13 protein-coding genes are annotated in these 20,855 nt (G+C 42.5%); 8 read left to right on the top strand and 5 right to left on the bottom strand.

Annotated elements, in window-relative coordinates; genetic code table 11:
- The first annotated feature begins 188 nt into the window (after positions 1-188).
- Positions 189-1,856 carry a class I SAM-dependent methyltransferase gene (locus ACYQ2M_RS00890; protein WP_459914413.1) on the top strand — a complete coding sequence of 556 codons (1,668 nt, stop codon included), beginning with the start codon at positions 189-191 and terminating at the stop codon, positions 1,854-1,856.
- A 110-nt stretch (positions 1,857-1,966) separates the two neighbouring features.
- Here the strand turns inward: ACYQ2M_RS00890 and ACYQ2M_RS00885 are convergent, their stop codons facing one another.
- Positions 1,967-4,216, bottom strand: coding sequence for a sulfatase-like hydrolase/transferase (locus ACYQ2M_RS00885; protein ID WP_459914412.1), 2,250 nt, complete (start codon positions 4,214-4,216; stop codon positions 1,967-1,969).
- 565 nt (positions 4,217-4,781) lie between these two features.
- On the opposite strand from ACYQ2M_RS00885, the gene ACYQ2M_RS00880 reads away from it, so the two are divergent.
- The 7 genes from ACYQ2M_RS00880 to ACYQ2M_RS00850 all read left to right on the top strand — a co-directional run bounded on the left by ACYQ2M_RS00880 (position 4,782) and on the right by ACYQ2M_RS00850 (position 16,798).
- Entirely contained in the window at positions 4,782-5,960 is a 1,179-nt protein-coding gene (locus tag ACYQ2M_RS00880) for a glycosyltransferase family 4 protein (RefSeq protein WP_459914411.1), read from the top strand.
- A 113-nt stretch (positions 5,961-6,073) separates the two neighbouring features.
- Complete coding sequence (locus tag ACYQ2M_RS00875; RefSeq protein WP_459914410.1) at positions 6,074-7,060, top strand: glycosyltransferase family 2 protein; 987 nt, start codon at positions 6,074-6,076, stop codon at positions 7,058-7,060.
- A 40-nt stretch (positions 7,061-7,100) separates the two neighbouring features.
- Positions 7,101-7,733, top strand: a complete 633-nt coding sequence (locus ACYQ2M_RS00870; RefSeq protein ID WP_459914409.1) for a class I SAM-dependent methyltransferase — start codon at positions 7,101-7,103, stop codon at positions 7,731-7,733.
- Complete coding sequence (locus ACYQ2M_RS00865; protein ID WP_459914408.1) at positions 7,703-8,635, top strand: hypothetical protein; 933 nt, start codon at positions 7,703-7,705, stop codon at positions 8,633-8,635. The genes ACYQ2M_RS00870 and ACYQ2M_RS00865 overlap by 31 nt, the downstream gene beginning before the upstream one ends.
- A 782-nt stretch (positions 8,636-9,417) precedes the next feature.
- On the top strand, positions 9,418-10,476 hold the full coding sequence (locus ACYQ2M_RS00860; RefSeq protein WP_459914407.1) for a hypothetical protein: 1,059 nt from the start codon (positions 9,418-9,420) through the stop codon (positions 10,474-10,476).
- A 114-nt stretch (positions 10,477-10,590) separates the two neighbouring features.
- Complete coding sequence (locus ACYQ2M_RS00855) at positions 10,591-11,976, top strand: TolC family protein (protein ID WP_459914406.1); 1,386 nt, start codon at positions 10,591-10,593, stop codon at positions 11,974-11,976.
- Between the two features lie 346 nt (positions 11,977-12,322).
- Positions 12,323-16,798: a hypothetical protein gene (locus ACYQ2M_RS00850; RefSeq protein WP_459914405.1), complete on the top strand. Its 4,476-nt coding sequence runs from the start codon at positions 12,323-12,325 to the stop codon at positions 16,796-16,798.
- A gap of 300 nt (positions 16,799-17,098) precedes the next feature.
- Here ACYQ2M_RS00850 and ACYQ2M_RS00845 read toward each other — a convergent pair whose 3' ends face one another.
- The 4 genes from ACYQ2M_RS00845 to ACYQ2M_RS00830 all read right to left on the bottom strand — a co-directional run bounded on the left by ACYQ2M_RS00845 (position 17,099) and on the right by ACYQ2M_RS00830 (position 20,798).
- Positions 17,099-17,218: a DUF5989 family protein gene (locus ACYQ2M_RS00845; protein WP_459914434.1), complete on the bottom strand. Its 120-nt coding sequence runs from the start codon at positions 17,216-17,218 to the stop codon at positions 17,099-17,101.
- A 32-nt stretch (positions 17,219-17,250) separates the two neighbouring features.
- Positions 17,251-17,673: an SxtJ family membrane protein gene (locus ACYQ2M_RS00840; protein WP_459914404.1), complete on the bottom strand. Its 423-nt coding sequence runs from the start codon at positions 17,671-17,673 to the stop codon at positions 17,251-17,253.
- A 228-nt stretch (positions 17,674-17,901) separates the two neighbouring features.
- The gene (locus tag ACYQ2M_RS00835) at positions 17,902-19,749 is read right to left on the bottom strand and encodes a carbamoyltransferase family protein (RefSeq protein ID WP_459914403.1); all 1,848 of its coding nucleotides are present in this window, start codon (positions 19,747-19,749) and stop codon (positions 17,902-17,904) included.
- Complete coding sequence (locus ACYQ2M_RS00830) at positions 19,746-20,798, bottom strand: SGNH/GDSL hydrolase family protein (protein WP_459914402.1); 1,053 nt, start codon at positions 20,796-20,798, stop codon at positions 19,746-19,748. Before ACYQ2M_RS00830 ends, ACYQ2M_RS00835 begins: the two co-directional genes overlap by 4 nt.
- Between the last annotated feature and the right edge of the window lie 57 nt (positions 20,799-20,855).

Here is a 20,855-nt window from a genome sequence, read left to right as displayed (position 1 = left end):
CAAACGATTAGTTATAGACCCCCAAAAAACGCGGCACACCCCCAATAATAACTATTGGGAATCCAATTTATTATCAATATGTAAAACGTTAAGTCAATCCTGAACAGCAACGTTAGGCACATGTAATTTTTATAAGACACAAAATTCAAACAAAACCAAGTAGACACTCTAAGGTAGAGAATATAATTGTGGAAAAGAATCTATATCTAAACACTGACAATGATGACAATGGAGACTATCTACTTAGAAGTAATTCTGAAAAAATAATAGATGTTAAGCTTACAACAACAGGGGTATACCAATTTGTCGTTATTATATTATCAAACAAAGAGCAAATAACACCGCCTTCAAGTTTCTTAATGAAAGAACCCATCTCTTCTTTAAGGCACATAAGTAAAAAATTAAAATCATTTTTCACTCTAACAGCCACGCCTACCCCAAAGCGACAGCAGCACATCCATAACAACCCCCCTGTGTTCTCAGTACAAATATCAGGAGATTCATATGGCATTAAAGACAAAGCAACACTTTTGAACTCAGATTTATTGGATGATCGAAACCAATGTGAACTCATGGTTTTTTGCTATATTGATGAAGCGAAAAAGATATCAATCAAATTAAAAAATAGATACAAAAAAAACCTTCATCTAAAACCTATAATCAAGTTGAACCATATCTGGTGCAGGCAAGATCCCGTTCTTCAAGGAGCAGAAAAATGGGAAGCAAGCCAAAAATTTTATGGAGAAGATTATTATTCCTGCGCAAAAGAAAATGTTGAAAGCGGTTATGACAATGCTTATAAAACAACCGCTATTCATAATCAGAAAATTTTTCTTTCCCCTTTTTTAAAAAAATTGGATTATCATACATCTTTGGAGATTGGTTCATCCATGGGTGTACTTTTAAATCTCTCTCTTAAAGCAGGAAAAGATGCTTATGGAACAGATTACAGCTATTTTGCTTTAAAAAATAGTTTTGATGATAATCAACAACGTATTTTTTGCTCTGACCTGACGAATCTTCCTATAAAAAAATCAAGCTTTGACATTATTTTCGCCCAAGAAGTATTAGAACATATTCTACCTGAAAAAATCTTACCTGCGCTACAAAACATTTATGAAATATCAAAAAAATACGTTATAATTACAGTTCCTTGCGGAGGCGGATTTCTACCTGAACTGATAACTTCTTTTGATAATCTTGCAAAAGACAAAGACGGAAATCCCATGGAAGGGCATCTCACTGTTGCTAATATTACATGGTGGAAAGAACAGGTGATTTTAGCTGGCTTTACCCTTAACGAAACATTATCCGTAGAGATAAGCAAATCATGGGGAATATATAGCTCTTGGTGGCAACTCATCATTGGAGAAAAAAAACAGCAGTCCGACAACTATCTGGAGCAATTTTACAATAATTTATTTTCAGAATGTTACGATAAGCTCAGAACAAAAGAAGATAATATTCTACACATTGAAGGCCGGATATCATACGATGATGAAGAAAACTGTAAGATAATTCAGGTAAATAAAAACAATCAATGTGGCTATCTTCTATTTGGTCCTTACATCTCACTGAAAAGAGGAAGATATCTAGTAACTTTTGAAATTAAAATCACCTCAAGTCAATTGACATCAAATCATGACCTTGTTCTTTTGGAAGTAAAGAGTCAGTTTGGCGGAAAAATACATGGTAACAACATTGTAAAACTAAACGATTTTAAAAAAGCAAATCAATACCAAGCATTCAATATAGAATTTGAATCAATGGATGAAGAAGGAATTGAATTCACAGCCTATTTTTGCGGAAAGACTGATATCGCTCTTAAAGTGCCAGTTAAATACAAGCCTTTATGATAAAATTTATTAAAAAACGACTACCGAGTAACTTAATCTACCATTTGCTTCAAAAACACTATTCGTCATCTCGAAGAAGCAATATATTATATCCGACCAGAGTGATTTCATCAAATTCTATCGATCTGGAACGCAACGCCTAACTCCCTGTTGTCTAAACTTTTTTCAAGCAAATATGGATTAAAAGAATCCTCTATATATAAGGTAATTGTATGTTGGCCCTCTTTTAGAGCCAATTCTGTTCGATGGACTTCAAATGGCGTAATATTGGTTACGTACAAGGATTTACCATCCAATACAATTTCAAACCGATAGTGTTCTTTTTTAGGGTTATGGGTCCAATATTGAAGTTGAACGCGTTCATCTTGAATGCTAACGATTTCGACGCCCCCTTCCTTCCCTTTTGACCACCCATCTTTATATCTATTTTTATAAGTATATCTTTTTAAGGCATACAGCCGGTCTACGTATTTTTTTTGAGAAAGTTTTTTATCTATATTTCCCGACAAATTTGTAGTACCAAGCAACATGGTCTTATTTATAGTTTTAACGTCAACTTGTGATCCAAGTTGCCCCCATGCCACGCAATAGCCATCACTACAACCCAACCTATCGTCCAAATACCTTATTTTAGAGCATTTATCAACCCAAACAAAAGGTGTGGCAGCAGTGAACGTCAAAATCAGTGAGGACAATTTATCATGCTCAAAAAACTCAAAATAGGGTTTCACCTCTCGATCTTTCATCACCTCTATCAGGATTGGGTACTCATATGACGTACCATTTACCACAACTGTTTTTCTTGCATCGTCAATCAAAAAGGAAGCGCCTATCTTTGGGTTATTCCAAAATTTTTCAATTATTGGTTTCCAACGGAATAGTTTCTCTCTATAATTTTTAATCTCAGTGATTAATGATTGTGAATCACTTTGCAAATTACGACCTAAACCCAAGGAGGTATCGTATCCCAATGAATAAAGCACCGTTGCAGCGACATCAACCATACTCCCCTTTTTATTAATGACTCGAGGTGTTTTATTTCTGGGATCAATAATCATAAAAAGATTTTTTCGATCCCCTTTTTTTAATATCGATGTAGCCCCATTTCTCATGGCAAGGTGATCCGAGGTTAATACGATGACGGTATTTTTGCCATATTCCGAGGATTGGATTTTTCGGATAAATCCTGAAATCAAATGGTCAGCACAGGCAACCGCGTTTAAGATCTCATTTGATCCATCTTGATATTTAATTTCCCGACAGCTTCGGGTGAAGTGGCCATTGGGATGATGGGTATCCAATGTTAAGGTAAAAATTCCAAAGCAAACCTTTCTTTTTGATAGTTCAATAAACTTATCATATATAATATCAAACATTGAGTCATCATGAAGTCCCCACCAAGATACATTGCTGGGATCTTTCAAATAACACATTAACTCTTCACGGCCTTTGACATCGCTAAAACCATGCGTCTTGTAGAACTTTCCCTTGCCAGCAAATTCCAATGAGGCACCACCTCTGTAGACCAATGTAAAATTTTCAGATGCCAAAAATTTACCCAGACTATACGCCCCCTCATAAAAATGCTCCATCCCCCCCATACTGTTATCACCGGAAGAGGAAAAAAGTGGTACACCACATTGTGTGGTTGTAATTCCAGCTATGGTAAATCCATCACCAACCACCTGGTCTATATTCGTAAAAACAATATTTTCAGCCTGCAATTGTTTTAAATTAGGGACAAGCCCTGGAAACAGTTTTTCATCAAAATAGGTTTGTTCCAAGCTTTCTGCGTAAATATAGATAAGGTTTGGCCTCTCCGATGTTATTTTATTCTTTTTGGGTGGGAGATAGTATTGATTGAAATCTTCTTGAATAGCCAATAAACTTGCATCTATTCCAGTTTCTATATTTGCAAAACCCGGTAAAGAATCAAGGGTTTTAAGGTGTGCATATAGTGATGTTGTGGTTGGATTAAAGATAAAAGCAGCTAAAAGCAAGAGTGTTGAGACCCTGCCTCTGGCTTTATATTGCGCATCTGTTGGATAACACCTTTTAATTCTCCAGTAATAGATATATGAAGCGACAATGCTCAAAACAAAGAAAAAAATACATATAAAGACAATCATGTAATACTCTTTAAAACCTGCGCCACCCAAGCCATAGGAGAGATGATAAATAACGGCATCATTAATTCCTTCCCCTGTAAAGTAATCAGCCACCACAAAGATACCATAAAAAAGAATGTGCAAAAAAACAATCACAACAGAGAAAGAAACCGTTTTTGTGGTTTGAGGCTGGTATTTTGCCCATACAGTTGAAACAACAAAAAAAAACATAGATATTATCAAAAAATCCATTCAATTCTCCTATCACAATGAACTTAATTTCCGACACCTGCAATCATGAATTATTAAAAAATTTTCATTGATAAAACGCACCTACTTTTCCATAAGGATTGACTTTTAGTCAACACTCTTTCTTGACATTCCTAGCTACGTGCGCAATATTATTAAAATTTTAGATGAAAATCAGCATTAAAGTTATTATCCAGTATTTAGATCAATATGATTTACTGGGGCCTGTTCACAACATGGGCCACCCGTCACAGTTGGAGGGCTAATGGGGTCAGGCTTGTGTCATTGTAGTTTTAATAAGATGTTGTACTTAAAGAAAAACACAAATAAAAGTATCAATAATGTAACCCTAACACCATCCTGAAGTGACCCATCTTGTAAGCAAGCCCATTTACTGGAAAAAAGGATTGGATTGCTTAAAAAACAAATGTCAAAAATTCGATATAAACTCCCGGTGCATCATGAAGCAAAAAATGGACAGCATGGTTAACAAAAATTTCACACAAGAATGAAACTTCTATTCATACATCAAAATTTTCCCGGACAATATCGGCACCTGGCAAAAGCTGTGGCACAAAATCCCCAAAATCAAGTGGTGGCCATCGGCGAACAGCGAAAAAAACCAATAGAAATAAAAAATATCCAACATGTATGGTATAAAAGACCAAAGGGAGCCGGCGCACAAACCCACCCATATATAAGGGGCTTTGAGGCCAATATCCGCAGGGGTCAATCCATCATACCGGTTTTACAGTCACTTACCAAAAAAGGATTTGCACCCGACCTGATCTGCGCGCATACCGGATGGGGTGAGACCCTTTTTCTGAAAGAATACTTTCCCCAAGTACCCATTATTGGATATTTTGAATTCTATTACCATGGAAAGGGGGCAGATGTGGGATTTGATCCGGAATATCCATCCTCCTTAGACAGCCTGGCCCGGGTAAGAACCAAAAATGCCACGAATCTTCTAAGTCTTGAAGCCTGTGACCATGGTATAACACCAACCTTATGGCAAAAAGAACAATTTCCAAAAAATTTTCAAAACAAAATAGAAGTGATCCATGAAGGAATCGATACGGACATTGTCAAAGAAAATAGCCACATACGGTTGAATCTAAAGACAGAGGGAATTATCCTGACAAAGGCCGATGAAGTTATCACTTTTGTAAATCGTAACCTGGAGCCCTATCGCGGATTTCATACATTTATACGGGCATTACCGAGAGTCTTAGCCGCCCGCCCCAAGGCACATGTACTTATCATTGGTGGTGATAAAGTCAGTTATGGAAGACAATTACCCCAGGGTATGACCTACCGCCAAAAATATTTAAATGAAGTCCAACTTGATATGTCCCGGGTTCACTTTTTGGGACTGGTTCCCTACAACATCTTTTTATCCGTCCTTCAACTATCTTCAGTCCATGTTTACCTCACTTACCCCTTTGTCCTTTCCTGGTCCATGCTGGAGGCCATGGCATGCAGATGCTGCCTGGTAGCCTCTGCCACACCGCCTGTCACCGAAGTGGTAAAAGATAATATGAATGGTCTACTTGTGGATTTCTTTGATTCCAAAGCAATCGCCCAGAAAATAAATGAGGTATTGGATCATCCCCATCACTTTGACAAAATACGAACCCAAGCACGCCGGACCATTGTGGAAAAATTTGACTTACGGCGAATCTGCCTCCCTGCCCAGCTGGAGTACCTTCAGGAGGTATATGATGGTATTGGGAAAAAGGGATAACATTAAAAGATCAATTCTGATTACCATATTTAACTCAGAACTTGACCATAAAAAATCAAGCTTCTAAATGTTTTAAACATCACAATAAAGCTATAAGATTTGGAGTATTACGAATGAAGCTGATTATCCAGATACCCTGTTACAATGAAGCGGATACACTGGCAGTTACCCTTGCAGCCCTGCCACGCCAAGTTCCCGGTTTTAAAACAGTAAAATGGCTCATCATTGATGACGGCAGTAGCGATGATACCGTGGGTGTTGCAAAGGAAAACGGTGTGGATCACATTGTGACTCACACGCGAAACCAAGGACTGGCACATGCTTTCATGACGGGCCTGGATGCATGCCTGCACCTCGGAGCGGATATCATAGTAAACACCGATGCAGACAATCAGTACAACGCCACTAATATTCCAGAACTGACGGCACCTCTGCTGGAGGGAAAAGCCGATATTGTCATTGGCTGTCGCCCCATAGAAACCATTAAGCATTTTTCACCAGCAAAAAAAATATTGCAAAAACTGGGGAGTTGGGTGGTCCGGGGTGTCAGTAATACAAACATTACTGACGCACCAAGTGGGTTCAGGGCCTTCAGTCGCACCGCCGCCCTGCAAATGATGGTTTTCAATGATTACACATATACCTTGGAAACCATTATTCAGGCCGGACAAAAAAACATGGCCATCATTTCCGTCCCGATTCAGGTGAATAAAGACTTACGTCCGTCACGTCTGGTAAAAAATATCCCATCATACATCAAGCGCAGCATCAGCACCATTATCCGTATTTTTGTAATTTACAGGCCCTTTCGGTTTTTTGGCTCAATTGGTGCCGCCTTGTTTGGTTTTGGTTTTCTGATCGGACTGCGATTTCTCTGGTATTATCTCCAAAATGACGGAGATGGACATATACAATCATTAATACTGGCAAGTATTTTGATGGGAATGGGTTTTCAGTCAATTTTAATTGCATTTATAGCTGATCTTCTGGCTGCCAATCGCAAACTTATGGAAGAGATGCGGTTTAATCTAAAAAAAATAACACATGGTGCAACAAGAGAACATCCCGGGGCACAGCGAAATGAACAAATCCACGACTAAAGAATCAACCGCTTCTTACCATAATAATAACAGGAGCAGCATGTTAATTTCAGGTGGCATCAAAGAAGACGGGCTTGTTGTTGGAAATACCTATGATAAATATGGTTCACAAAACCCAGTGGTCAGATGGATGATGACAAAGTTTCAATTGGCCCTGACCGAACTTGTCACAATCGCTTCTCCCGACTCAATCCATGAAATCGGATGCGGAGAAGGGCATTGGGTTTTCCATTGGAACAGTCAAGGATTTGTTGCCCGAGGCAGTGATTTTTCAGAAAAAGTCATTGACCTTGCCCGTCAAAACGCCCAGGCCCAGGGTGTATCTGCCAATCTTTTCACCCCACGCAGCATATATGACATCAAACCAGGCCAAGATGCTGCAGACTTGATTGTATGTTGTGAAGTACTTGAACATCTGGAAAGACCAGAAGATGGTCTCTACGCACTTCAATGTGTGGTCACCGATTACCTTATATTAAGCGTCCCCCGTGAACCCATATGGTGCCTTCTGAACTTGCTCCGTGGAAAATATCTTCATCGACTGGGAAACACCCCCGGGCATGTTCAACACTGGTCCAGGAAAAAATTTATCCGGCTTGTAAACAAATATTTCGATATTGTAAAAATCAAGACCCCCCTTCCATGGACCATGTTACTTTGCCGCATCAAATGAAAACCGACATGTCTATGCCAACGCTAGTCAAACGATACCTGCATCTTATTGGAGGAGCACTGGGCCTGATCGGGGTAATTTTTGTTATTATAAAATTAGGCAGCTACGCCCATGAAATCAATTTGACGCGTTTCAACATGACAGATGGCTTTCTAATTTTATTTCTAAGCCTTTTATATGGTGCCAGCAACATACTTTTGGCACAGGCATGGTGGTATTTACTCTCTTTTCTTGGGAATCTTGGGAACAAAACGACACAAACGTGGGCTATAAAGACTTATGGCATATCACAACTGGCCAAATATGTTCCAGGAAATATTTTTCACTTGGCTGGCAGACAGGCAATGGGTATGGCTGCAGGTTTCACGGCGGGAGTGCTTGTTAAATCAACTTTGTGGGAACTGGGATTGCTTACTGTTGCTGGTACACTGTTCGGCCTGTTGGCTGTGCCGCTGATATTGCCTGATTTATCAAAGTCAACGCCAATAATTATCTTTATTGTGTTGGTAATCGGGTGTATCTGCGTAATGAAACATCTTTTGTCCTCTGCAGTGGGATCGGCATTCCTTCGCCAAATTACATTTTTAGCTATATCAGGCTTTATTTTTATTGTCGCAATATTGATTGTCGCACCAAAGATCATCACCTCTGCCATCTTTATCCCCCTGTGCGGTGCTTATGTAGTTGCCTGGCTTGCTGGGCTTGTTACTCCCGGCGCGCCAGCCGGTGCAGGGGTTCGAGAAATGGTTCTGCTTTTTTTACTTGATGGACTGATTACACCGGTTGACCTACTCTTAGTGGTGGTATTGGGCCGTATCATAACGGTATTGGGCGATTTATTTTTCTTTATAATTGCTCTGAAATATTTCAAAGCGAGGCAGATATGCACAAAATCCCCTTAACCAAAATCAACTTTTTGATATTTTTATTTCTCCCATGCGCCCTTTTCTTTGTCTTGGTAGTTAACGGAGCACTTCCTTTTTTTGCAATGCCTACACTTGGGCAGGCAATCTGGTCAACCGGATTTTCCCAGTCATTCATCAATGAATCCATTCTAAATATTTATGCAAATAATTTTGGGGCTCCCCAACCTGCGGCCATGGCCTTTGGTCTTTCGGGGGCCTGGCCCACTGCTGTGTTTATGCGTCTTGGCCTACACCCCGCAGATGCGTATGCTGCCATGGTGGCTCTGTGGCTGACCACCTCTTTTTTATCTGCATACAAAATTGGGCGATATTTTGAAGTTCATCCCTTGTGTTCAATTCTGGCAGCGGCAGTCTGGGGGACAATGCCGGTTATATGGGCACATTCCAGCTACTCCATGCTTTCAACAGGTATTGCCCTCCTGCCCCTGTATTTTCTCTCGTCACTATATCTTTTTTACCCCAAAAATCCACTGTCCATGACCCATAACATATCCTTTTTAAAAACAATGATATGTTATTTGATCGTGTGCATCATTTCCATATTCATGGACGGTTACAGCTTTATGATGTTTGCTATGGGGACAAGCCTCTTGGCAGTGGCCCTTTTTATGACCCGGGAGGTACCAAGAACATACCTGGTTCGGCTTGCCTGGCCCAGTCATTTATTGGGCCTTGGCTTGTCCTATATTTTATTTGTACTCTACATCGGCAAACTCCAATTCACACCATCTTCATTGGATTTTTTCAGGGGCTGGGGGGTGGATGTCACCTTTATGTTTATTCCAACAAAAGGAATGCACTGGCTGCCGGACCTTATGGATTGGAGTATCTCCCGATCGGAAAAAACATTCTTTGGAGATGCTTCTGTATGGATCACCTCATTCTCAATTCCTGTTATCATCGGTGCCGTATGGGCTGTCTGCTGTACTTCGATGAAAAAAAATATAATTGTTGGATTTGTTCTTATTTCTCTGTTTGGGTTTTATATGGCATTGGGACCTTCACTGAAAATAAACTCACAAAAACCTCCTAAAGAAAACCTCGGCGTAGTCATGCCAAAAAAATATGCCATCGCTCCAACCGGCTCTGCTTTATTTTCAAAAAATCTACCCGGTTTTAATAATATGAGGGCAAGTTATCGCTGGGGAGCCCTGGGCATTTTTGGGGCCTGGTGCTTGATCATTCTGGCAATGGCAAAGGGCAATGGTAAAAAAAACATCGGTACGGCCTCCCTTATAATGATCATTATAATGACGCTCAATCTGCCCAATTTACCACTGAAACTTAAGCACTATGTCAATTGTCGTAAAATGTTCCATCAAATTGACTCTGAATTTGTGGAAGGCATGAAGACAGTTGTAAGCCCGGGAGAAAGAGTCGCCTTTCTTCCCTGGAGAAATGATTTTCTGGTCAACTACGCAGCATCCCGATTAAAGATCATTACTTATAATGTGGGTGGTGATAAAAATTTTTCAGCTGCAAGATTGCACTGGCCAGAAACCATGCGACAATTTCCCATGGCGCAAGTGGATAAAAATTTTTCTGAACGCCTGATTCTTATGTTGAAAAAAGATGAAGCAGATGTAATCATTCTACCCTACATTGACCTGCTGTGGGCCGCCCATAAATGGCCGTACCCCATCCAATTTAAAAAAATATTATCACCTGTTATTTCCAGCTTAGCCAAGTTCAGCGTCGTTGATGTGAAGAATTACCAATACTACGCGGTTGTCCGCCCAAACGCTACGCTTAAAAAAATAACCAAGGCTATCCCAAAAGGCAGATCAGACGCCATCGCTCAATGTGAAATTAAGTAATCACAATCTATAAACATTGCACCCGATGATTTTTTCTGATATTTATCCATCTCTATGGAAGATAGACTCCAGAGTTCGGCAAAATAAAGATTTAACCAATGCAGGAGAGTTATATTGATAAATAGAATAATTTCGCTATGCTGTCTAATCGTCATCTGTGTCGTTCCTCTCCAGGCAAGGGCAGAAATTTTTTCCCTGAATAAAAGTATTGAATACGGTATAAAAAACAGCCCTCTGATCCTGGGTGAAAAACTACGAATTGACCAGGCAGAAATGGATATCAAAGCCCTCCGGGGAAGATTCCTACCATCCATTTCCACAGGCTATTCTCACAGTAAAATCACCAACGAATATGCATCCGGAACTGTGGACAGTGACTATATTGATCAAAACAATTCCACGGCAAGTCTGAAAATAAATCAGACACTATTTGCAGGATTTGAAAATAAAAACCGGTTTGACAAAGCAAAACTACAAAAGGCCTACCAGGAAACCATGGTGGATCTTCAGAAAATAGACTTGGTGAATCAAATTCGAACCTTTTTTTTTGAATTATTGAAAACACGGTATGACGTTGCCTCAATCACCCAGAGCATCAAAAGACTTGAGACAGATCTGACATCAGCCAAGGCGTTCAGTGACAAAAAAATGGCCGCATATGTCTATGTGCTCCAGGCAGAGGCAGACCTTGAGGAGGCCAAACAGCAGCTTTTAAAAACGAATGTAACCATCTATAAACACACTCAACGTCTCAAGCGCTTGTTGGGCTTGTCCAGAAACACGGATCTTGCAAAACAGATCACCTTTGACGATAATTTTGCCCCCCCTCTGCACGATGAACGCCTGGAAATTAGCCGTTGCATGGAAAAAGCAATGGAGAACCGTCCGGAAATGAAGCTGCTTTTATTAAAAATAGAGATGGCAACAAAAGATGCTGCAATTTCAAAGGGTAAATACTACCCAAGGATAAATCTTGATCTGGGATTTTATGACTACGACAAGCAATATGACAAATCAAGTGCATTCTATCAGGATCAACACAACACATACTGGAGCGCTGGCCTATCTGTTCAAATGAATTTGTTTGACGGCGGCTCTGCTTTTTATGAAAACAAGCGACACCACCTTGAAATCCAGCGAATTAAAACCGACGCTCGCCAAATTAAAATGGAAATCAAAGAAAATGTGGGGGTGGCTTTCTATGCCCTGGAAGAGAGTAAAAAACGGCTTTTATCTGTGGACAATGCCTTGGTAGCATCCAAGGAAAGTTATGAGCGCCAGAAAAAACGATTTGAAGCACGTATCGGAACGACTTCCCAGGTACTGGATGCCCAGGCAAAACTTGCCAGATCCGAAGCAGGAAAGGGGCAAGCACTGCTGGATTATCAGATTAGCCTGGCCGAGCTTTACCATGCCATGGGAGTGATAAACATCCCGGGAACACCTGCCGATGGCGAAGAAACCATAACTGGTCAGATCAAACCAGCTGTGGACAAATAAAACCAAACACGCTGAAAAAATCAATGCATCAATCATAGCACATTTAAATTGTTCTTTTATTTTTTTGCCGGATAAATTTACCAGAATTTTTTCAAAAAAACAGGAACATCACACGAAAAAGCAGGAAAAGCGTCATACAAACTGTATTATACTCTCCATTCCCATAGGAACAAATGAACTTGCACACATGCAAAGAAAATCATGACAAAAAAAGTGGCACACATCTTGCTTAAAATCTTGCCACTTGATTAAAAAATCCGTACAAACTTACGGATGCTGGAACTTTAGAATTGCAGAATAAACAAATCTGCTTACCTTAACTTAAATTTTCCTGAAGGAGGAAAAAATGCCAACAGCTTCAACAGGTTTAACTCAAACCCAAGTATCAGAACTTTATGTTGCCATCTTCGGTAGATCATCCGAAGGTGAAGGAAATACATATTGGCAGACAAATCAGGCGGACCGTATCAGCACTGCCAATGTAATGTTAACAACAAGTGCCGCCATAGAGTATTTTGATGGTGCCCTGGATAACGATCAGGATTTCATTGAACATATTTATGCAAACACCTTAGGAAAAACCATTGAAGATGACCTCGAAGGTATTCTCTATTGGGTGAATGAACTGGCACCCGTTTCCGAGGGCGGCAAAGGCAAATCAAGAGGCCAGGTAATTGTGGATCTCATTGATGCCATTACCGATCCTGAGAATGCCGGAGATGCTCAGGATCAGTTTGTCAACAGAGTTGCTGTATCTAACTACACGGCGGACCATGCTGAAGACTTTGATTCCTATGATTATGATTTCTTCATCAATCTTAACAATAGCGTTGACGAAACCCAAGACAGTGTGACTGATGCCATCAATGAGATTGATGCGGCTGTCCAGGCAAGAACGGAAGCCATTGAACTGACCGCTGACACGGACATAATGACTGGCAATGTTTTCCATGCAGGTCTTGGATACAATCCTGGTGGAACAGATCGCCTGAACTATCTCCAGGACGAGGATGTGCTCACTGGAGAAGGCAACAATCCTGTATTGACCGCTGAATTGGGCAATTCAAATGACAACGGTGATACCACTGTCGGCCCCATACTCAACGGAATTGAAATCGTTAATGTGGCCTTCACCGGTTCTGGGGCTAACGCAGTTGATCAATTGGATCTTCAGGGTGCAAGAGGTCTCACCGATGCTATCAACATAACCCGAATTAACGACGGTGTTCAGGATGGCGTAACCATCGACAATATCAACAACATCCCCCTTGAGCTGTCCATTTCCAACTCCGGCCAGATAGAGCAGGATGTTGAATTTGCATTTGATGATGACGCAGTAAGCGGTGCAGCTGACAGCGTTCAGCTGACCCTTTCTGATGTTGACCTTGACGAGTTGATCATTCAGGAACGTTCTTCTGAAACCCGTCCGGCCAATAATGGTATTGAAACCATCAACATTGTTTCTGAATTTAAAGCCAATGCCATTGATCAGTTCCGGGCAGAAGATCTTCAGACCCTTAACATCACTGGTGATGCCAATCTGACTTTTGGCCAGGAAGACATCATTTACGGTCCTGAGATTGAAGAGGCCATCGCCTATGCGCCAGCTCTGGAAAATGTGGCAGGTTCCCTGGAAAATATCAACGCAACCGGTTTTACAGGTAATCTGGACATTACACTGGGTGCAGAGCTTAATGCAGTTAAAGACGGCACAACCAATGATTTCATCAACATGGTAGTTACCGGTGGTGAAGGCGATGATATCTTCCGCCTCATTGACGGTATAGACCTGGATGCAGGTGCTGCTGCAGGCGATACCATTGACGGCGGTGCCGGTGATAACACGGTTGTACTTCTTGGTAACCACAACGTTCTCGGAACTTCTGTTATCAGCAACGTCCAGAATCTGGAAATCCGTACCGGACATGATGCTGATGCCGCAGCTGACACCGTAACTGTGGATGCCGATGCCTTTGATTCTCTGGCATCCATCTGGGTACGAAATGAAGGCTCCAACGGTCTTGATGCAACACTGGAAGAGGATATGACTGTCAACCTCAATGATCTGACTGCAGCACAGGCCCAGGCCATTACCATCGTGCACAGCACCTCAGATAATAATGGGGTTACTGACAACCTTCTCAACGTAAATCTTAAGAATGCCTCTGGAGCCAATGACACCGTAGCTGTAACGCTGGAAGATGATGTCAACGCAGATCCAAGATTTAACTTCACACTCTCCACTCCCAATGTTGAGAATGTTACTATTCATGACAATGATACTGAGTCAAACACCATCGCCCTTGAAGATGTTGCCGACATCACTGGCACACTGACACTGACCGGTGGTACCAGTGGCAACTTCCTGAATCTGGACACAACCACTGCTGGCGGAAATGGTGGTCTGTATCAGTATAACGTGGATGGATATGGCGATGCTCCTGGTACAGCCGCAGCCAATGGCCAGATTTTCGATTGGAGCCATCAAGCAAATCAGGTTCGTATTGTTGCACAAACCATTGATGCGTCTACATCCATTGATGATGTAGTGGTACGGGTAAGCAATGCTGCTCTGGAAGAAAACGGTGGACAGCTTATCACAATGGGCAGCGGAAATGACACCGTGATTTTTGATGCCCTGGATGAGGTGGATGCCGGACTTACCGTTCGAGATACGGTTATTGGCGGTGACGGAACAGATACCCTGGTAATCGACGGTGAACTGCTCAACGACGATGTAATTCATGTTGGCCCCTCTGAGACGCTGCATGTAGAAGGTTTTGAGAATCTCCGCTTTGTGGACGGAAGCAGCTATGAGCTGGTTCTGAGCAATAACTTGATTGATAACAACCAGGATGCCAATGGCTATCTGAACATCATCAACGATCATGATCCGGTTAATGATGTGCCAGGAGCCGCAGATGTTTATAATGGCCTATATCAGACTGAAGCAAGCATTGTGATTGATGCTACAGGCCTGGAAATTGGTCGTCATTTCACCTATAATGGTGAAGAAGGTATATCTCAAACCGCAGATCGATTCATCTTTGATGAAGGCAATGATGCACCGACCCTAGATGGAGACCAGATCATTGACGGTGGTGCCACGGACAATATCCCCACTCTCTATGCTCCTTATCAAATCTGGGATCTTGATAATGATTTTACTGCTGATTGGTTCGAGATGGGTACCGGAAACTGGGACATCCTTGAAATCCAGAATGATGCGCAACTGAGTCTCAACGATCTTGGAAACATTAAGAATGTTGGAACAATCCTTTTTAACGGTACAGAGGCAACCCCACAGCAACTTACCGTGGTATTGAACGATACCATCGTTGACAATATGGTGGACAGCTACCATGCAGCCACACTGGCAGAATCTGAAAGACTGTTCATTCTGACCCAGGATCCAACATCATTTGATGATCCCAATGATAATGCTGCTCCCGCATCACTGAATATTGATGCACGTGCCCTCACCGGACAGAGCGCATTGACCATTGTCAGTGATGACGAAAACATCACTTTTGATGAAATGTCATACGCAAATGATATTGTCCGAATCTCTGCGAGAGCTGCAGGTGGAAATCATTACATTGATCTCCAGGATTGGGATCTCTGGCCAGATGAGGACTTTGATGATGAAACCTTGTTTGCCTTTGCTGGTCCCGATGATCTTCTCTGGGTATACGATGGCAACTCTAACCAAAATGCCACACTTAACATTGGATGGGGTGATGACTTCCTGAACTATGGTGGCACTGTAACAGATACGTTGCGTGGCATTGAAAACTACAACTTCACCCAGTATTCTGGGGATGTATTTATTAACTCCAGCCAGAATTTTAACAACGACGGTTACTTCATAAATGAAGAGTTCACCCTTGGTGTTGGTGATGATGAAGTCTGGGCTGGAATGGGATTTGACTTTGTAGATGGTGGTGCCGGTGATGATTCTATCCACGGTGGTGGACAGAGTGACACCTTGATTGGTGGCGATGGCGCCGATGAAATTTTCGGTGGTGACGGCTCTGATCTCATTACCGGTGATGCCGGAGATGATGTGCTTTTTGGTGGCTTTGACTCTGACAACATCAGCGGCGGCACCGGAGATGACCAAATTTCAGGCGGAATGGATTCTGACGTTCTTTTTGGAAATGACGGAGACGATCTCATCTGTGGTGGTGAGGGTAGTGATCAAATCACCGGTGGTCTGGGTGCAGACACATTAATCGGTGGCGACGGTGATGTTGATGGCCTTAATGGCAATATCGTTGCAGGCAATACTCTCGCAAATGGTATCCCCACTGGCGTTCCTACCGGTGGAACAACCGATACATTCAATTTTTCTGTCACCATTGACCCCACCACCGATGCAGTAACCTCTGCTGACAGTGGTCTTACAACTGCAACCTCTGATGTGATTTCTGACTTCTTCGGTTTGCAGGTAGCCAATCCGGCCAATCAGGCCCCTGGAAATGGTGAAGATAAACTGAATCTGGATGTTGTAGGTAGCAGCAAATTCAGTGGCATTCACAATTTTGTGGTAATGGATGCCAATGTAAACAATACCAATCAGATCAACAATGTTGAAAATGCTGTCGCTTTTGCCAATGGTCTTACCGTTCCTGGCAGTAGCTTTGATGGATCCATCAACTACATCTATGTATATGACTCAGTCGTAGATGGTGGGAATGCTGACCCCTACAACAGTTACCTGGTTGTTGATGCAAACCTTGATGGTGCCGCTGATTATGCCATTACATTTACTGGCCTTGGTGATAATCGTCAGGGTGTTGTTGCAGAAGACATTATCTAAACAATAAATACAACCGTGAATCGACTCAGTTAAAATATAGATAATACGCAATTTTAATTGAGTCGAACATCACTTAACAGTTAAGGGTTATTACAGATCAGTGTGAAAAAGGATTGGGATAAATAGCACCGATTCACAAAGGACCCTAATTAAAAATATGAGAGCCCCTTGGAAATGAATTTATCCAAGGGGCTCTTTTATTATTCAGGTACGCTATTGTTGAAATACTATTTTTCTTTCCGTCTCTACAAGAGTCCTTAACCCGAATTGACCCAGTACAAACAAAAATCAAAGAACCGATTAAAAAAGGGTATAAATAAACGGTGCAATCACCGATCCCTGGGATAGAAAAAGTAAAGAACCAACCAGCAACATCAATATTAACAAAGGAGCCAGCCAAAATTTTTTTTGAGCGGCCATAAACCCCCACAGGTCTTTTATCAACTCCCACATCAGTATATCTTCTCCATATGATCATTTTTTTTTCGTCTGCTACTCTTCCAGTGGGAAGGTCTGGAATCCATAGGATTCAATTTTCTTCCCATGGCATCTCTACCCACAATCCGAAACACAATGGCCAATGGTGTGATGAACAGATAAAACACGATGGTCAAAATTAGCGTTGTGTTAAAAACTGCCATATAGCGTCCAAAGAGCATCCAGGGTGCATGAACAAAACGCAAGCCCTCGGGCCACACCATCGCCCATCCGACCAGCAGCGCCGATAATACCCAGGGCCAGGGCCTCCTCAGCAACCCAGTCCCCCCCTCTCCCGCAAAAATGGGCAATACAATTTCAAATAGAATGATAATAAACAGAGCCAAAATAAAACCGAATTGCCGATAGGCTCGGTGGGTTAATGGCTGTTCTTGCATCCAAATATCTCCTTTTCATTTCCGGAAAACGAAATCATGGGCTTGGTCATAAGATGGGCCTTTCATCACAATTGGCGGAGCAACGGGGTCAGGCTTGTGTTATTGTGTTTTTGACAAGTATTTAAGAATAAAGATAATTTTAAGCGAAAACGCCAATAACGCAAGCCTGACCCCTCCCCAGGGTGGCCCATGTTGTGGCCAAGCCCGAAATCATCCAATAAAAAGGGGTCAATCAGGAGAAAATTGTGATGCCCATGACCTATGCTCACCTCCATGGGATTGGGATTGCGATTGCTTACGAAGTAAAACATTTTCCATCACCAGGTAATCCATTTCCGTTCCCATAAAACAGGCATATGCATCCTGGGGGCTACATACGATGGGTTCACCCCTTACGTTAAAAGACGTATTAATGAGCACCGGACAACCGGTAATTCGCTTAAAATGATCAAGAAGTCCCCAATAAAGGGGGGCCGTGTCCCGGCTAACGGTCTGTACCCGGGCGGAATAATCCACATGGGTGACGGCGGGAATACTGGATCGCTGGGCTTTAAGTTTCTCCATTCCAAACTGCCCTTTCTGAACAGTTGTCATGGGAACCTGCTTGTCTTTTTTAATTCGGGCCACCTGAAGCATATAGGGACTTTCTACGGAAAGATCAAACCAGTCCGACGCATCTTCCTTTTTCACCGAAGGCGCAAAGGGACGAAAGGATTCTCGATTTTTGATCTTAAGGTTAAGAATGGACTGCATTTCAGGGCTGCGGGGATCTGCAACAATGGAACGTCCGCCTAAGGCTCTGGGGCCGAACTCCATTGGACCCTGAAACCACCCAATCACCTTGCCCTGGTCAATCAGAGCGGCAACACATGAAAGAAGAGCGTCATCATCCAGAATCTGATATATCGCACCAATACTGTCCAGATAGGCAATAATTTCAGAGGTATGATAAGCAGGTCCCAGTCGGGCGCCTTTCATCCGATCTTCTCCTGTGATGATTGTACGCGTATGCCCCAGATATTCATGCCACATGGAAAAGGCTGCCCCCACAGAACCGCCGGCATCACCGGCAGCTGGTTGAATCCAGATTTCTTTAAACAGCTTGGATCCCAGCAATTTACCATTTGCCACACAGTTCAGTGCCACCCCCCCGGCCAAACAGAGAAACGGCAGATCCAGTTCACGACGGATATGAGCAGCCATGGAAAGAAGCACCTCCTCAATCACCACCTGAATGGATCGGGCAAGGTCCATCTCTTTTTGAGAGATGGGGGACTCCGGCGTCCGTGGTGGCCCGTCAAATAATCTATTAAACCTTTCATTGGTCATGGTTAAACCGACGGCGTAATTAAAATACACCATATTAAGCCGAAAGCTGCCATCTGATTTAACTTCTATTAAATTTTCATAAATGCGCTTTACATAGCGAGGTTCGCCGTAGGGAGCAAGCCCCATGAGTTTATACTCACCAGAATTGACCCGAAAACCGGCATAATAAGTAAATGCCGAATAGAGAAGCCCCAGAGAATGAGGGAAATGAATCTCCCAAACGGGATCAAGACGATTGCCATTTCCCTGCCACACCGAGGTGGTGGCCCATTCGCCTACCCCATCCACACAAAGAACGGCCGCCCGATCAAAGGGGGATGGAAAAAAGGCTGATGCAGCATGGGCCTGATGGTGTTCCGTGAACATAAGGGGTGGAAGAGATTTTTCATTAATGAGAGAAAGTGCAGAAAGGGACTTTCTCAACTGCTGCTTAAGAAACAGTTTCTCCTTGAGCCACACAGGCATGGAAGTTAAGAAAGAGCGCAGGCCCCGGGGGGCATAGGCAAGATATGTCTCCAGAAGTCGTTCAAACTTGATCAGGGGTTTATCGTAAAACACTACATAATCCACATCCGCTAATGTTATTTTCTGGGATGCAAGACAATATCTGATGGCCTGCTCCGGAAAAGAGGGATCATGCTTGATCCGGGTAAACCGCTCTTCCTGGGCAGCAGCCACAAGTTCTCCATCCACCAACAAAGCTGCGGCACTGTCATGGTACCAGGCTGAAATGCCAATTATATTCACGGTAATTTTCCTCCTTTCGCAGGGGCAGCGGGTGGGGGACTCAGCAGGTGTGAAAGCCTGGCATAAACATCCCGGGCCATGATTTCGTTTCCCCGGGACGTGGGGTGCAGGGCATCCAGAAATAATGATTTTTGATGCAGATATCGTATATCAACGCCATGGGAAAACACAGGAACGCCATGACGAGATGCCACATGGTTCAAGGATTCTAAATAACGTTGAGCTGTGGCAATAAAAAAAGGCCGGGTATATCGTACGTGAAATTCATTGAGGCCTGATTCCGGCATGTGATCCGCGTCAAATGGGGGGGCAACAAAGGCAAGCCGTATTTTATTTTTCTCACAGAGCAAAATCATCTGTTCAATGTTTCTGGTATACTGAGCCAGCGCATCGGGATTAAAACGATCCACTGGTTTTTCCTTGCTTCCAACGCCCATGATCAATATCCGAGCTAAATGGGAACGAGCCATAGTCCAGGAAACCCAGTCTGGGGGCTTCTGATAAACAAGAATGTCGGGGTGCCAGTTGGTAATAGTGGAGTACCAGATATCATTCCAGAGGATATTAACTAAAATCCATTGGGGGCTGAGAAGGTTACTTGCTAAAATTTCCTTTAAATACGCCAAAACCTGACTGGATGTATAGGAAGGAACCCCCCCATTGATCACCTGAACATTGTCTTCAGGCCCAAAGGATTGCATCAGAAAATAAGGATAGGTTTCTTCCTCGCCCACCCCCCACCCAAAGGTAGTGGATTCACCCAAAGTAAGAATCTGAATTTTTCTATCCAGGCCAGGCCCAAAATCCTGCCCCCGGAAACCATGGTTATTGATACAATAGAGTGAACTTTTATAGCCTGGTTTTAAAGCAAAACCCCTGACGCTGTCCGCCACAATAAAAGGCCTGCCTCTGGTGCGTAAGGATTCATCATTGAAAATAGGCTGCACATTTTCCTGGGGTATTACCAGTCGCGTCGCCATTTCAACGAACAGCAGCAGCAGCAGCAATACCCCGATATTTACAGAAATGATATAAAACGCTTTTTTCACGACATTATTCTTTTCCGCAAAATTAATCCTTGATGAAGTATATCATATATGCAACAC

The organism is Desulfocicer niacini, from assembly GCF_054657595.1.
This window is presented reverse-complemented; position numbering and strand designations above follow the sequence as displayed.